This window comes from Nostoc sp. 'Lobaria pulmonaria (5183) cyanobiont' (assembly GCF_002949795.1).
Taxonomy (GTDB): Bacteria; Cyanobacteriota; Cyanobacteriia; order Cyanobacteriales; family Nostocaceae; genus Nostoc.
The window spans coordinates 921,894-938,163 of record NZ_CP026692.1 but is presented as its reverse complement, the minus strand read 5'-3'; the positions used below and the strand labels follow the sequence as shown (position 1 = coordinate 938,163).

10 protein-coding genes are annotated in these 16,270 nt (G+C 44.6%); all 10 read left to right on the top strand.

Annotated features, from left to right (window positions below):
* Positions 1-123 precede the first annotated feature (123 nt).
* Positions 124-810 carry a GvpL/GvpF family gas vesicle protein gene (locus NLP_RS03965; protein ID WP_104905244.1) on the top strand — a complete coding sequence of 229 codons (687 nt, stop codon included), beginning with the start codon at positions 124-126 and terminating at the stop codon, positions 808-810.
* 486 nt (positions 811-1,296) lie between these two features.
* A complete protein-coding gene (gene gvpA, locus NLP_RS03960) occupies positions 1,297-1,518 on the top strand; it encodes a gas vesicle structural protein GvpA (protein WP_012408764.1) in 222 nt (73 codons plus the stop codon).
* A gap of 75 nt (positions 1,519-1,593) precedes the next feature.
* The gene (locus NLP_RS03955; RefSeq protein ID WP_104905243.1) at positions 1,594-2,301 is read left to right on the top strand and encodes a gas vesicle protein GvpC; all 708 of its coding nucleotides are present in this window, start codon (positions 1,594-1,596) and stop codon (positions 2,299-2,301) included.
* A 445-nt stretch (positions 2,302-2,746) separates the two neighbouring features.
* Positions 2,747-4,177: a response regulator gene (locus tag NLP_RS34585; protein WP_234017199.1), complete on the top strand. Its 1,431-nt coding sequence runs from the start codon at positions 2,747-2,749 to the stop codon at positions 4,175-4,177.
* 148 nt (positions 4,178-4,325) lie between these two features.
* On the top strand, positions 4,326-4,688 hold the full coding sequence (locus NLP_RS03945; protein WP_104905242.1) for a response regulator transcription factor: 363 nt from the start codon (positions 4,326-4,328) through the stop codon (positions 4,686-4,688).
* A 14-nt stretch (positions 4,689-4,702) separates the two neighbouring features.
* A complete protein-coding gene (locus NLP_RS03940) occupies positions 4,703-5,236 on the top strand; it encodes a chemotaxis protein CheW (protein ID WP_104905241.1) in 534 nt (177 codons plus the stop codon).
* A gap of 122 nt (positions 5,237-5,358) precedes the next feature.
* Positions 5,359-10,605, top strand: coding sequence for a GAF domain-containing protein (locus NLP_RS03935; RefSeq protein ID WP_104905240.1), 5,247 nt, complete (start codon positions 5,359-5,361; stop codon positions 10,603-10,605).
* Positions 10,606-10,620: 15 nt separating this feature from the next.
* Complete coding sequence (locus NLP_RS03930) at positions 10,621-13,761, top strand: hybrid sensor histidine kinase/response regulator (RefSeq protein ID WP_104905239.1); 3,141 nt, start codon at positions 10,621-10,623, stop codon at positions 13,759-13,761.
* Between the two features lie 144 nt (positions 13,762-13,905).
* Positions 13,906-14,934 carry a chemotaxis protein CheW gene (locus tag NLP_RS03925; RefSeq protein WP_104905238.1) on the top strand — a complete coding sequence of 343 codons (1,029 nt, stop codon included), beginning with the start codon at positions 13,906-13,908 and terminating at the stop codon, positions 14,932-14,934.
* 29 nt (positions 14,935-14,963) lie between these two features.
* Positions 14,964-16,232: a GAF domain-containing protein gene (locus NLP_RS03920; protein ID WP_104905237.1), complete on the top strand. Its 1,269-nt coding sequence runs from the start codon at positions 14,964-14,966 to the stop codon at positions 16,230-16,232.
* The last annotated feature ends 38 nt before the right edge of the window (positions 16,233-16,270 follow it).

Here is a 16,270-nt window from a genome sequence, read left to right as displayed (position 1 = left end):
CAGAACTATGTAACTAAAAGTAAATTTAACTAAAACCCTCTTCTCTTGTGCCTCTTGCCCTCTGCTTTCTGTCGCCTGTCTTGTGCCTCATCCCAACTATAAATATTCACGCCGACCTACTATATGTCAATATACGCTTATGCTCTTCTAGTACCGACCGCATCACCGCTCGTTCTACCCTTAGGGATGGAAAGGAATATTGAACTCGTTTACTCTTCTGGTTTAGCCGCGATCGTAGAGCCAGAAATCTCATTGGAGGCAATACAGGCAAAGGATGAGCGTTTACTTCAAGCTGTATTAAACCACGATCGCGTAATTCGAGAACTGTTTCAACAAACTCCCCTTCTTCCCCTACGCTTTGGGAGCGGTTTTACCTCTGTAGAAAAACTGCTGAATCATCTAGAACAGCACCAAGAGCAATATCTAGAAACCCTAACTCAGCTAGCAGACAAAGTTGAGTACACTTTAAAAGCTACACCTTGTGATTTGCTTGACGATTCTGACACTATTGATACTAGGGGAAAAGCCTATTTATTAGCTAAAAAACAACGCTACCAAACACAGCAAGCATTTCAAACACAACAATGCGAACAGTGGGAACTCTTGAACCAGTTAATTCTCAAAACATATACAAATGTTATCTGTGAGACTCGACAGCCAGATGTGCGGCAAATCCACTTTTTGGCACAGCACAACGATTCAACGCTCAGTACGCAGCAATCCCTCTGGCAGGTACAATGCTCGCACTGGCAATTGGCACTGAGCGAACCTCTACCACCTTATCATTTTCTCAAAAATACTCTCATATAAATTCATAAAAAATAAGATTTAAAACTTTCCCAGAAAAAATAAAGGTAAGCTGATTTTTTCTTTAATTTTTTTCTAGAAAAATAGTAACTGCCTAGCTGGTAGTATTTGAAGAAAGGAAACCAGAGAGATTACCTTGTAAAGCCTCAGTAATAACTTCCAAAAGATTCAGACCATGCTTAGAAGCAGTAGAGAGAAAAGAACGGATATTGGCGAATGAAACCGCAAAATCGAATCAGCCAAAGCCACCGGAAATTTTCTGCTTACACCTACTATATTTTTTCCTTGATGGGAATCATTTTTACCTTCTTACCTGGGCAGTTACAAAAAATATTGTTGACTTTTTAAGATTTTTTTATTTTCTTATATTTATCTCATATTTTTGGGAACACTAAACCCAGGAAGAATAAAACACATTGTGTAAATTTTACCTATTGCTCAATCAGAGCAAGATGAAACCCATAATTAGATTTATGAGAGGAAAAGAAAATGGCTGTTGAAAAAGTTAACTCATCTTCGAGTCTGGCTGAAGTTATTGACCGCATTTTAGACAAAGGAATTGTAATTGATGCTTGGGTGCGTGTTTCTTTAGTTGGTATTGAACTGCTATCAATAGAAGCTCGGATTGTGATTGCTTCAGTTGAAACTTACTTAAGATATGCCGAGGCAGTTGGTTTAACATCTCAGGCTGCTGTTCCATCTGCTGCTTAACAGCATATTAGAAAAAGGGAGTCTTCATGGCTCCTATTTAATATTTTTAGTTAACAAAATAGGATATTTCCGCTGATGGCTCTCAAGAATTTATGGGAACAAGAGCGATCGCAGCGATTGCAAATAACTGCTGAACGCCGTCAACAAGTTAACCAGTGGAAACAGCTAACTCAACAAGAATTTAAGCTGCAAGCAGATTTGCTTCATCAAGAATTGAGCAGTTTTGTTACCAGCCTTGACAACGACAGAAAGTTACAACAACAGCAATTTCAGCAAGAGATTGTAGAGCGGCAATTAGAAATATTGCAAATAAAAACAGATGTCTGGCAACGCCAACAAGAATATCGCCAACAGCGGACAGCAAAGGCTCAGGCATTATTCCAAAACTTGCAAAATTTCCGGGCAATCTTACATAACAGTGTTTGGGGCGATTACAGTGATGGACAAGCTGTTTCCCCGACTCCTGCTAAAGAAGAGAAATTAGTTGTAACAGTTCCAAAATTGTCAATCTCCCGTTCTGCAATTAAAGCTACTGGTTTTCGTTCTTCCGTCAATACCATGACTAAGAAAGTGCCTGCCTTGAATGCAGATTCTGTTAAATCTAAAGTGCTGCAATACATTCAGCAAGCTGAAGGAGCTACTCTGATAGAAATTGAAGAGGTGATAGGCTTAAGTCGGGTGCAAACGATAGATATCCTGCGCTCCTCGATCAAGCAAGGGGTACTAGAACAACGCGATCGCCAATATTTTATTCGGCAACAAGCAATTTCTTCACCAACTTAATTCAAGCTCATTTTTTGCATTTGCAGACTAGCGGTTGGGCGATCGCTTCTGTCTATCGCCTTAAGCAGCATAGTACAAAATCGATAAGTATTAAAGTTGGTCTATGCTTTGTAGTATTCAATATTTCCATCTTTTTCCGGTCTCTATTGCAACTACATCTATACAAGCAATTTGCTCAGTAGATGTAACATGGCAAAAAGTTAACCTATTAATAATTAGTTAACCTATTAATAATTAGAAAAAGAGCTAAAATCTTGTGTTCAAGCTTCCGGCTTTGAACTTTAAAAATGTCCCGATTGGAAAAGGATATAACAAGCTGGGGTAGCTAGATCGAGGTTTTGAACTGTGCTATTGGCAATTGCACGATGAAGTTAGTAAGCTGGATTGTTTGAGGAATTCTAATGTAAATGCAAAACTCAAGATATATAAGGAGGTGCGATCCATTGTGAATCAATTGATCGAGCAACTTCAAACTAAATTATTCACAGGCAGGCTGAATCTTGAAGCAAGGGATGGGCCGACTTGGACGCTATATTTTCGTTTAGGACGATTAATTTGGCAAGCTGGCGGTTCTAATGCCGATGAGCGATGGCGACGACACTTGTCGCAGTACTGTTCTAATCTGGATGTGACACAGTTGCAGTGGCTTGTCCCTCCCCAGGAAAATTATCGCGAGTATTGCATTCTTGCTAAGTTGCGAGAACAAAAATTAATCGAACAACAACAACTTGTTAGCCTGATTATAAGCTTAATAGCTGAAGTCCTGTTTGATATAATGCAGTACGTTGAAGCCAAAAGAAATGGCGAGAATCCAGCAGGGCAGTTGTCACATACTACCGTTGTTGGTGAAGTTCCTGGGTTTCTCCTAACTGTAATACCAACTGAGGAAGTCTTGAAACAGGCTACACAAGCCTGGCAAGAATGGCGAGGTGCAGGACTAGCAAGTTACTCGCCCAATTTATTTCCTGTTATTCAACAACTTGAGCTACTCCAAGGACATGCATCCTCTAAACAGATTATTTCTCTAGTTGATGGAACAAAAACTTTACGAGGTCTAGGGCAAAAAAGCGGTCGGGATGCTTTAGTTTTGGCTCGGTTATTAATGCCGTTAGTAAAAGCAGGGGCGATCGCTTTTTCACCCATCCCAAACTTCAAGAAGGTTGGGATTAGTAAAGAAACTGGCAACTCGTCCAATACAGTTAATAATTCCAATTCTTCACCAAAGACAGAAGAGGATACTGTTATACAAGTTGGGCCTAATTTTAAAAAAGTTGCTCCTCCATCAACTAATAAAGAAACTGGGAACCTGTCCAATACAGTTAATAATTCCAATTCTTCACTAAAGACAGAAGAGAACACTGTTATACAAGTTGCCCTCCCAGCGGCTAGTAAACAAATTGTTAGTCCGTCCAGTGCAGTTAATAATTCCAATTCTTCACTAAAGACAGAAGAAAACACTGTTATACAAGTTGCTCCTCCAGCAGCTAGCAAAGCAATTATTGATGTCTCAAGACCTTTAGTAGCCTGTGTAGATGATAGCCCGACGATCTGTCGCAGTTTGGAGGAAATTCTCACCCATCAAGGTTATCGCTTTGTTGGCGTTCAAGAGTCATTGACGGCAGTTTTAAAGCTAATTAAAAGCAAGCCTGACTTCATTTTTTTGGATCTTTTGATGCCAAAAGTGAATGGCTATGAAATTTGTTCTCAAATCCGTAAAACTCCAAGTCTTAAAGATGTGCCGGTTGTCATCTTAACGGGGAAAGATGGCATAGTAGATCGGATGCGAGCAAAATTAGTCGGGGCAACTGACTTTTTGGGTAAACCCGTAGAGGCAGAAAAAGTACTCAATGTGCTTCACAAATATTTAAGCGTTTAGGTTGAAGCGACAGTCATGCCAATGGCTCCCATACATCCATTTTCAAAACAGATTTTGGATGGAAAATTGCTCTCTAAATCTGGCTTGGTGTTAATTCATTTGTCACAATTATTTTTCAAATTCTGAATTAAATAGTTAGGAAATAAAAATGAAAAAAGTTCTTTTAGTTGAAGATAGCCTTACAGAATCCGAAAAGATGACACGTTACCTAGAGCAAGGAGGATATTCAGTTTATGAAGTTCGCAGTGGTGAAGAGGCTCAACTCAGGTTGAAACAACAAAAACCTGATTTGATCTTACTAGATTTGATTTTGCCAGGCCAAAGTGGATTTGAGTTCTGCCGCAAGTTGAAAGCCGATCCGATAACAAAAGCAATTCCGGTAGTGATTTGCTCAACTAAAAACACAGATGTTGATAAAACTTGGGGCACTATGAGTGGTGCCGATGGCTATTTAGTCAAACCTGTAGATGAAAATACCTTGCTCCAGACTGTTAATAAATTTATTCGCTAAAGGAAACCGGGGCAATGGTACAGGGCAATGATAGCTTTTCTTCGCTACCCATTAATAGCCAATTTCGACTTGAAAACTCTTCCCAAGGAAACAACCAGAGGTTTTTAAGATTTCCGTTGAATGGAAAGGTAAATGGGTTACTACCATTAGCTGATTTGCGGGGAGTAATTCAGGTTGCACTTACCGAGATTTTGCCAGTACCGCAGGTAGCAGAATTCTTGTTAGGCATAATGAATTGGCGGGGAGAAGCTATCTGGATTCTTGATTTGGCAGGTTTGTTGGGAGCAACACACTGGTGTCAGCGAGAAAGTGTGCGTAACTCTGGCATGGCGATGCTTGTTCAAGTCCAGAATCAAACCGTCGGGCTGTTGGTGGAGCAAGTCAATACCATTGAAGTTTATGACCCCCAAGAGCGGTTAGCGGTTTCGACATCGATGTTACCTGCCCGACTAGGCTCGTTCTTGCAGGGTTACTTTGTGGATTCTCAAGGTAGCCCTTTGATGTTAATTGACACCCATGTTGTGATTCAAGCCCTTCAGCCTCTTTAAAGTTCAGAGCTTCCTACACAACGCCAAGGGCTTCTGGACGCTGAAGCCGTTTTAGAAAAGTAAGTAGCCTCCGCTCTGTATTTTACTTATTAACTCCGACAACCTTCATAGCAAGAAAGATTATGGTAATGCAACACAATCTTACACCCAGCCAATCACACACAAATTCCAGCAACGGTTATAAGGACACCGATAATGGGCATAGCGTTGATGTACCAGCAAAACAGCAAATTATCTCCACTCTCGAAGAATTCCGAACTGAACTGGATCAAGCTGATTGGGTGGAAACAGGGCCATTGCGAGAGAGAATCCGCAAGTTAAAAGAACTGGTAAGTGTGTTGCCATATCAAAACGGAGGAGATGGATTAGAGGTAGAGCAAGTACAGGCGATCGCCACCAAAATCCGCCAATTTTCCGATCTAGATACCTTGCTCGCCACTGCTGTTATGGAGGTACAAAGCGCACTGCAAGTCGATCGCGTGGTGGTGTATGAGTTTACGAATCCGACGCTGGGAATAGTTGCTGCGGAGGCGATGAGGGATGGCTTTACCCCAATGCTGAAGGAAAAACTGCCTGCCATCACTTTTGGGTTAGGTTCTGCCAAGCTTTATCAACAAGAAAAATTAGCAGCGATCGCGGATACCTACACTGCAAGCTTGTCTCCTTACCAAAAGCAGCTCGTAGATCGGTTTCAGGTAAGAGCTTGTTTGAGTTTGCCGATCTTAGCAAAAGATGGGGTTTGGGGTTTGTTGGTAGTGCAGCAATGCACTGCTGCTCGCCAGTGGCAAAATGCTGAAATTCGGTTACTAAAACTAATCGAGCAGGAATTAGAAGTGCAACTGCAAGTTGCCGTGATTCAAGCTACTTTGCAACAAGAAGTGGAAAAAGACCAAATTCTTGTCGGTGTAACAAATAAAATTCTCCAGTCCAAAGATTTGGATACCATCTTTCGCGTTGCCAGCCAAGAAGTGCGACAGTCACTAAAATGCGATCGGGTGGCAGTTTATCGTTTCCAGCCAGATTGGAGTGGGGAATTTGTTGCTGAATCTGTTGGATCTGAGTGGGTTTCTCTGTTAGAAGAACAGCAAAACAACCCAGCAATTGTCAAGAACGTTAACTATTGCAGTGTTAGGAACCTTGCAGACGAAGGGGGATTGGCTGGGACAACAGGGCGATCGCACAGTGCGGATAGCTATATTCAGCACACCCAAGGCAAAACTTTCCATCGTGGACAAATCTATCGAGTTAATAATGATATCTACAGTGCTGGTTTTTCTGACTGCTATATCAAAATTTTAGAAGCCTATCAAGCCAAAGCATACATTATTGTTGCCATCTTCCAGGGAGAACAGTTGTGGGGCTTGCTCGCTGCCTATCAAAATTCTCAGCCTCGTCAGTGGAAAGATAGTGAAGTTCGACTAATGGTGCAGGTTGCATCTCTGTCTAGTATTGCTATTCAACAGTTGCAATATCAGCAACAACTTTATAACCGCTCTGAGGAGTCAGCGAAAATTGTTGAACGAGAACGTACTGTTTTCGGCATCATTGAAAAGATTGGGCAAGCAACGGATCTACGCACCCTTTTCCGCATTACAACCCAAGAGTTGCGGCGATTTTTAAAATGCGATCGCGTTGTCGTTTATCAATTTTATCCAGACTGGAGTGGAGAAATTATCGCTGAATCTGTGGCTGCTGGTTGGTCGTCACTATTGGAGATGCAGGAACAAGACGGCATTTTAAAAACAGGTCTGATATCTTCAGAGCGTTGCCATGTTAAGGATTATGGCTCCCCTGTTAAACTTGATGCCGATACCTATCTGAAGGAAACGCAGGGTGGAATATACGCCAAAGGAACGGGCTTCCGTAAAGTCAACGATATTTATGCTGCTGGTTTTTCACCTTGCTATTTAGAATCATTAGAGAAGTTCCAAGCCAAAGCATACATCATTGTTCCCATCTTCCGCGCTGGTAATCTTTGGGGTTTGTTAGCAGCCTATCAGAATTCTGATGTTCGCAAATGGACTGAGGAAGAGATCGGTGCTTTGTTGCAGATCGGCGAACCGTTGAGCATTGCCCTCCAGCAAGCTGAATATATCGAACAGCTACGGTTAAAAAATCTAGAAATGACACAAGTAGCTGAAATAGAAAACGCGCTTGCACGAATGGCAGATAGAGTGCGTCATTCCCAACAGCCAGAAACAATTTACCGCACTACCTTGGCAGAATTGCGGCAGTTGTTCAAATGCGATCGCCTAGCAATATATCGCTTCGACTCTGACTGGAGTGGTGAATTTATTGCTGAATCTGTAGGAAGTGACTGGGTGCCTCTGGTTGGCCCCGATATCAGAACTGTATGGGAAGACGAACACCTACAACAAACCCAAGGCGGGCGCTATGGCAATAATGAAACTTTTGTCGTCAATGACATCTATACTGTTGGTCATGCCCAGTGCCACATCGACTTGTTGGAGCAGTTCCAGGTTAAAGCTTACACCATCGCTCCTATTTTTGCTGGAAACAAACTTTGGGGTTTGTTAGGAGCTTATCAGAATAGCGGGTCGCGCCAGTGGAATTCCGAGGAGGTGCGATTACTAACCAAATTGGGCATTCAGTTGGGGTTAAGCGTGCAGCAAGCCGAGTACATCCAAGAACTGAAAACGAAGAATGCAGAGTTGGCGCAAGCAGCAGAAGAGGAACAGTTGCTGACAGCGATGGTAGAAAAAATTCGCCAAGCTCAAGAGCTAGATACAATTTTCCAGAATGTGCTGCCAACTTTACGCAAACAACTACAGTGCGATCGCCTCGCAGTATTTCGCTTTAATCCCGACTGGGGTGTAGAGTTTATTGCCGAATCCGTAAAAGATCAATGGCTGTCTTTAGCTGGTTCCGACAGCAAAACGATTTGGATGGACGAGCACTTACAACAAACTCAGGGCGGACGCTATCGCAATTATGAAACCTTTGTTGTCGATGATATCTACACTGTCGGTCACGTTCAGTGCTACCTAGAGATATTAGAAAAAATCCAGGCCAAGGCTTACACGATCGCTCCTATCTTTATTGGAAGCAAACTCTGGGGCTTTTTAGCAGCATACCAAAATACTGGCCCTCGGCAGTGGAAATCCAAGGATGTGCAACTGTTGAGAAAAATAGCTGTGCAAATAGGTATAGGCTTGCAACAGGTTGAGTATATCGAACAGCTCAAGAAGAAGAATGCAGAGTTAGCCAGAACCGCAGAAGGGGAGCGAGCACTGACACGGCTGGCAGAAAAAATTCGCCAAGTTCAAGAGCTAGATACAATTTTCCGCAATGCTCTACCAGAATTGCGATCGCATTTACAATGCGATCGCCTAGCAGTGTATCGCTTCAATCCAGATTGGGGTGGGGAGTTTATTGCCGAATCCGTAAGTCGTGAATGGGTGGCTTTGGTTGGCCCCAATATCAAGACTGTATGGGAAGACGAACACCTACAACAAACCCAAGGTGGACGCTATCGCAACAACGAGACCTTTGTTATTAATGATATTTACACTGCTGGTCATGCCCAGTGCCACTTGAAAATTCTCGAGCAATTCCAGATTAGAGCCTATATCATCACCCCGATTATTGCCGGAAACAAGCTCTGGGGTTTGTTAGGAGCATATCAGAATAACGGGCCGCGGCAATGGCAAGATAATGAAGTCAACTTGGTAGCGAAAATCGGCACGCAGTTTGGGGTTGCCGTCCAGCAATCGCAATACTTACAACAAACCTTAAGCAAGAATGAGGAACTGATCAAACTGGCAGAACGGGAAGTAGCAAACGCCCGATTTTCCTATCGCCTGCCAAGTCGGTTAACAGAGATGGCCCAAAGTCATGGTAATGTTCTGGAATTTGTCCAGTTTGCCAGCCACGAACTTCGTCAACTGCTGAAAGTAGATCGAGTTGGAGTTTACCGTTTTGAGTCTGATTGGTCTGGAGAATTTGTCGTTGAGTCTGTGAGTGGGGATTGGCCTAAGCTTGTGGGAACTAGCCTTGCCAAAGTTAGAGATACCTATCTCCAGTACAACCAAGGAGGGCGTTATGCCCGCAAAGAAAGTTTGCGGGTTGACAATATATATACTGTCGGTCATGACGAATGTCACATCCAATTGTTAGAAATGTGGGGAACTAAAGCCTACATGATTTCTCCGATTTTTCAAGAAAATCGGCTATGGGGGCTGATGGGAGTTTATCAAAATAGCGCACCGCGCCAGTGGGAGCAATCCGAGGAGGATGTTCTTAACCAAACTAGCGTCCAGATTGGTGTTGCCCTGAATCTTGCAGAGTACTTACAACAGATGCGTATCCAAGAGCAGCAATTAGCAGAAGCAGCAGAGCGCGAACGCACCGCCCGAGAAAAACTGCAACAAGGAGCTATACGCGTTCTCATGGCTTTGGAACCATCCTTCAGGGGCGATCTCACGGTTCGCGCTCCCCTATCTGAAGATGAAATTGGGACAATTGCCGATGGTTACAACACTACGATCCAAAGTTTGCGCGATTTAGTCCGACAAGTGCAGATTGCTGCTGGTAGAGTGAGTGAAACTTCCAGCAATAACACTACCTCAGTAGTAAAACTATCTGACCAAGCTCAACAGCAGGCAGAACGGCTCGAACACGCTCTGGAACAATTACAAATGATGGTAACTTCCACCCAGGTAGTCGCTGCTGATGCCCAGAAAGTAGGACAGGCGGTTCAAAGAGCTAATAACACCGTCCAAGCTGGCGATTCTCTGATGGAAAGAACTGTAGATGGCATTTTGGAGATTCGGGAAACCGTGGCCGAAACAGCGAAGAAGATTAAACGCCTCGGTGAAGCTTCTCAGAAAATCTCGAAAGTAGTGAGTCTGATTGAAAACTTTGCCACTCAAACTAATTTGCTGGCACTCAATGCTGCGATCGAGGCTACCCGTGCCGGAGAGTATGGCAAAGGCTTTGCGGTGGTTGCAGATGAAGTTCGTTCCTTAGCTTATCAGTCGGCTAGTGCCACCACAGAAATTGAGCGACTCGTGGAAGAAATTCAAAATGGCACCAACGAAGTTACCCAAGCAATGGAAGTAGGGATTAGCCAAGTTGTCCAAGGCTCGAACTTGATCGATGAGACTCGTCATTCCCTGAGTGCGATCGTGGCAGCTACCAACGAAATTGGGGGACTGGTACAAGGAATTACCCAAGCAGTTTCCCATCAAAGTCAGCAATCTCAGATATTGACAGAGGCGATGACGGATGTTTCGGCGATCGCCCGCAAGACTTCAGAAAGTGCCATCCACATTTCCGAGTCTTTTGAGGAACTGCTGATGACTTCACAACAACTGGAAACCAGCGTTAGCCAGTTCAAAGTTGACTAATCTCCCAAAACTGTTATGAACCCCGATCCCAGTAATCAAGAGCAGTTAGAGCAGGCTTTTCTTGCTGAAGCGGCAGAGTTGTTGCAAACCATTGAGCAGAGTCTTATCGGTTTACTTGATGAAAAAACCATAGAAAAAGTTCACGCCTTGATGCGAAGCGCCCATACTATCAAAGGGAGCGCTGCCAGTGTTGGGCAGGAAACGATTAAGACCATTGCCCATCATTTGGAAGATGTATTCCAGGCGTTATATGCTCCAGAACTGGAAATCGATCCAGAATTGGGAGCTTTGCTTCTAGATGCTTATGAGTGCCTGCGAACTCCATTGAGTGCAACCTTGATGGGCTTATCCTGCAATGAGGCAGAAATACTCGATCGAACTGCCTCAATCTTCGCCCAACTCCAACACAAACTAGGCGACTTTTTTGGTCGTGAGGCTCCGCTTCCCAGTTCGGAAGAACTTGGCTTTGATGTGGTAGAGTCAATCTTTTCCGGGAGTGTACTCCAGGATTTGCAACAACTTGAAGCTGACATTCAAAGCCAAGATCCGCAACAAATTCAAACAACACTCAACTCTCAAGCAGAATTTTTTGCCGAACTAGCAGCATCTTATGGCTTATCTGGATTGGAAGAAATTGCCCAGGCGACCCTAAAGGCGCTGAATCAGCATCCAGGCAAAGTATTGCAAATCGCTCAGGTGGCTTTAGAAAATTTTAAAGCAGCTCAAGCAGCAGTACTTGCAGGCGATCGCACTCAAGGGGGAGAGATATCTCCACAATTGCGAGAATGGGCAGGACTAACTATTCCTGTCCCAGAACCGCAAAAGCAGCCAGTTTCGATAGCTGCCCAACCAACACAAACAACTACAACTGAGAATAAGCCATCCCCTCTCCTCAGTGCGAGCGAATCGGAATCAATTTGGTCGTTTTTCCCGAAGCGGACTGATAACTCCGTACCGAAAGCACCGGAGGTACTGGAACCTATTTCTCAGGATTCGGTAGTAGTCCCTTCTGCCATAGAGCGGATTTTACAGTCAATCTGGATAGGAGATCCCAAAACATGTTACCGATACTCAGACTCAGATCGGCCAGCCTCTCCACCAGCGCCAAGCCTCCAAGCTCAATCATCACCATCACTTCCCACTATCCGAGTAGCGATAGAACAGCTTGATCGCCTCAGCCACACGATTGGGGAATTGCTAATCAACGAAAACCAACAAAACCTGCAATCTAACCACATCCACAAAGCCGCTCGAGACACTTTACTACAGTTTTTGTACTGTCAACAACAACTTAGTAAAGTTTCTACTTGGTCGGATCGACATCTGCTGCTCCCCGAACGCAAGCAGCGACATATACATGGATCTCCACGCTCAGTTCCAACTGCCGAGGCACAATCCAATTTTGATGCCTTAGAAATGGATACCTATAGCGAATTGCACATTCTCCTGCAAAATCTTACAGAAGACATGGTGCAATTAGGAGAACGGATTGAGGCTTTTAATGGCTTAGTTCAGCAATCTCGCTTCAGTCTCGGAAAGCGCAAGCAACTGCTTTCAGGAGCGCAGTCAGATTTGCTGCAAGCCAGAATGGTTCCACTGGGAACAGTGTTGAATCGATTTCCCCGGCTGCTGCAACAGATGGTAGCAACTTATCATAAGCCTGTTGAACTCAAGCTTGGCGGTACGAAGGTACTAGTGGATAAAGCCATTTCTGAGCAGCTGTACGATCCCTTGCTGCACATGATTCGCAATGCCTTCGATCACGGCATTGAACCGATAGAAACCCGCCGCCAGCAGGGTAAACCAGAAACCGGAACAATTACAATTCAAGCCTATCATCAAGGCAACCGCACTACTATTGAGGTACGAGATGATGGTCGAGGCTTTAACTGGGAATCCATTCGTCAGCGAGCTATGGAAAAACACCTGCTGACTCCCGAACAAGCCGCTGACGCCTCACAAGACCAACTGGCAGAGTTATTATTTGAACCAGGCTTTTCTACCGCTAACCAGATTGGTGAGTTATCTGGCCGTGGTATCGGCTTAGATGTCGTTCGCACTAAATTGCAAGCTTTACAAGGTTCGATTGTGGTGCGATCGATTTCAGGGCAAGGAACCACCTTCATCCTGCAATTGCCTCTGAGCTTGACAACAGCACGCTTGCTCGTTTGTCAATCTCAAGGTATTACTTATGGGTTGCTGTCTGAACGAATTAGCCAGGTTTTATTACCGCAGCCAGAGCAGATTCAAGTCCAGCAATCTTTACACGGGCAAGGCAGCCAAAAATTCTGGCAGTGGGGAGAAGGGCAAAGTCAGCAATTAGTTCCCATCCGCCCGCTTGCCAATTTGCTGGATTACAAATATCCTTTATTCACCCAAGACCAAAATTTGACCCTAAGTCCTTTTCCAGTCAAACAACGGAACACTGTCGAACCTCTGCTGCTGTTGGAAACAGAGCATCAATACCTGTGTTTGCAAGTCGAGCAGATTTTAGTCGAGCAGGAATTAGTAATTAAATCCCTCGGCAGAGTCCTGACTTTACCTAGTTACATCCAAGGCTACAGCGTGTTGGGAAATGGGAGTCTTACCCTAATCGTTGACCCGTTGGAGTTAGTTCGGCAAACCTGGGAGACAGATATGATGCCGACTTCCCCGACATCTAATCTTGCACTATTGCCCGCGCCTGAGCCTGTTCTTGCTCTAGAGGGTCAGCAATCCGAGCTAACTATAACGCAACTGCAACAACAGCCGATGGAAGTCAATACAGCCATTACTCAACCTAACCGACTGATGGTGTTGGTGGTGGAAGATTCGGTTGTACAAAGGCAAAGTTTGGTGCAGACGCTCCAGAAAGCCGGTTATCAAGCGTTGCAAGCAGGCGATGGTCGAGAGGCGATCGCGCAAATGCTTCAACACGGTGATGTAGATTTAGTGATTTGTGACATTGAAATGCCGCGTATGAATGGATTTGAGTTTTTAGAACACCATCGCCAAGACGAGCGTTTGTCCGGGATTCCTGTGGTGATGCTGACTACCCGTAGCGGACAGAAGCACCGCCAATTAGCTTTAGCTCTAGGAGCGAAAGCTTACCTGACCAAACCCTATTCAGAACAGAACTTCTTAACCACGATCGCCGAACTAGTTAATATTCCTTAGACCAATTCTCTAAAATGAGGCAACACATTCAAACCCCGAAAGCCATGCCATATCTAACTTTCTTAATTACGAATTACGTTAGCGTAGCGTTAGCGAGTATTCGAGCGTCATTACGAATTACGAATTGGTATTCAACCACTTGCTATGCTTAACACTCCCTTTCCGTTTAAGCGATTATCTAGCGCTGGGAGCGAACGCGACTCACTGCGAGTTGTTGTTTTTGCGATCGCAGACTATTTATTTGCCCTGCCAGTTGGTGCAGTTCTTAAAGTAATTGCTTGTCCACCGATTAGCAGTACGGTTGAAAGTGGTATCGGGATGGTTGATTTGGGAACGCAAACCATTACGATTGTGGACTTGCGCCAGAAGTTCATTTCGCAAGTACAAGCCCAACAGGCGCATCAAGTTCTCTCTGCGGTTGACACTTCAGGACGCTTCTTACTTCTGACTCAAACGCGGACTGGGGAAATTTGTGGCATTCCTGTGGACAAGCCCCCTGCCTTAATTGATATTCCTTTGTCAGCAGTGCGTCCGGTGCCTTGGTCTTATCGGCAAGTGGCGGAGTTAAGCTGTGTTAGCCACATGGCTGTTTTGTCTGTAGCACCAAACGAGGAACCACTCAAAGTACTTCTTCTAGGCATGAGCCAGATATTGGCTGATAAGTTGGGGTTGCCCGGAACAACCCACCAAACCTTGGCTCTTGGGCTGACATCAGGCGAACAACGGCAAAGATTTCTCCGTTTTTCTTTGGGGAATCAAGGAAGTGGATTGCTACCATTTCACTCATTACTGGATATTTTTCATCTCGCTAGCCAAGAAATTTCCCCAGCTCCGGCCTTACCAAGTTGGATTTTAGGTTTCTATAATTGGCAAGGACAGATGCTGCGGCTGGTTGACTTGGAACATTTGCTTGGTTATGCGCCACTTTTGAAGCGGCAGTCACGACCAGAAAAGCCAATGGTTCTGGTTCTCGAACTGCAAAATCAGGTAATCGGGTTTTTGGTGGCTCATGTCTACGATGTAGAGTGGCAGGATTTACAGCAAGCACAATCGGCACCAACCGACTTTTCCCCAAACAAACTGCTAAATTTTGTTCGAGGTATTCTGCCAGGCGATCGCTGGATTTTAGACACCAGAGCCATCGCCCAGACATTGCAATGGCAAACCCACTGATTTAACTTGATGCTGCCAAGGAGTTTTCTGTGACGATCGCAACCTTAGACCCTAATTCTGAAACCCAGCCTGTTGAAAATGAAATCCAGATAGAAGAAATTTTGGCTAATGTGGCTGTAATCAAAGCAGTCTTTGAATCTGCTAAGGGACCAAAGGTCGCTCAATTGCAGCAGAAGGTGAGTCAAATCGAAGCTTTTATCCAAGCTTTAGCTAAGGATTCGCCCAGTGACAATGATCAAAATGTTCGAGGGGCTTTTCAGCTCCAGCGAGAACAACTTGCAGCCATCGAGCGACAAATGCAGCAGGCAAAAGGTCAAACCGCACTTTTGCAGGTTACAGTCACCGCCCTTCGAGATGTTCTCAACGCTGATCGCGTCCTGATTTATCGTTTTGAGGAAGATAATCGCTCTCGAGCGATCGCTGAAGCTATACAACCGGGTTGGACATCCTTGCTCAACCAATCCCTACCGATAAATTTGTTTGTTACTACCGATGTTGGCGACGAACAAAACTCGCTCCACAACTTAACTGAAGTATTAGAACTAACTGGGCGCCAACAGAAATTTTGGCAACGCTTTCAGGTGCAAGCTAGCCTGTGCTTGCCCTTGATTGTCAAACAACAGCCTTGGGGTTTGTTAGTTATTCATCATTGCCTGGAACCCCGACAATGGCAGGAAGCAGAGCGCAGTTTGCTGCAACAAGTAGGAATGATGTTGACAATTAACTTGCACTGGGCTGAAATAGTAGCTCCACCTGCTCAACAGCTGTCATCACCTCCCCAAAAGGCTGAATCCTGCGATCGGTCTGAGTTACTAGTGCCATTTCAGCAAGTGAGCCAGGCTGTACAAGAAGGAGCAAGAATTGCCGAGTTCGCCAATGAGCATTTAATGTCTATTCAAGATACTGTTGCTATTACTAATAAACAGCTGCAATACCTTGGTGAATTTTGCCAGCAAGCTTCTGGCTTTGTTCGCCTTGTGGAAGGCTTGAGTACCAAAATTCAGATTTTGTCTCTGAATACAGCCATCGAAGCAACAAAAGCTAGCGATCGGGAACGAGGTTTGCTAGCTGCTGCCGAACAGGTGGAAATTCTCGCCCGTCAAGCCCGCGACAGCACGCTCAATATAGAGGAATGGTTCCAGGAACTCCAGGTAGCAGCAGCAGATGTTGCTTCTGCTATCGAACCGTGCGATCGCCAAATCAGTGCGGGGCTGGAGTCAATCGCGCAAATCCAGGAGCAATTCAGAGCGATCGCCAACATCGCTGCTTGTACCCTCAAATCAATGTCGAAGCCATAGAATTGTCACAAACCCCATAGAAACTGAGAGTTGTTTTC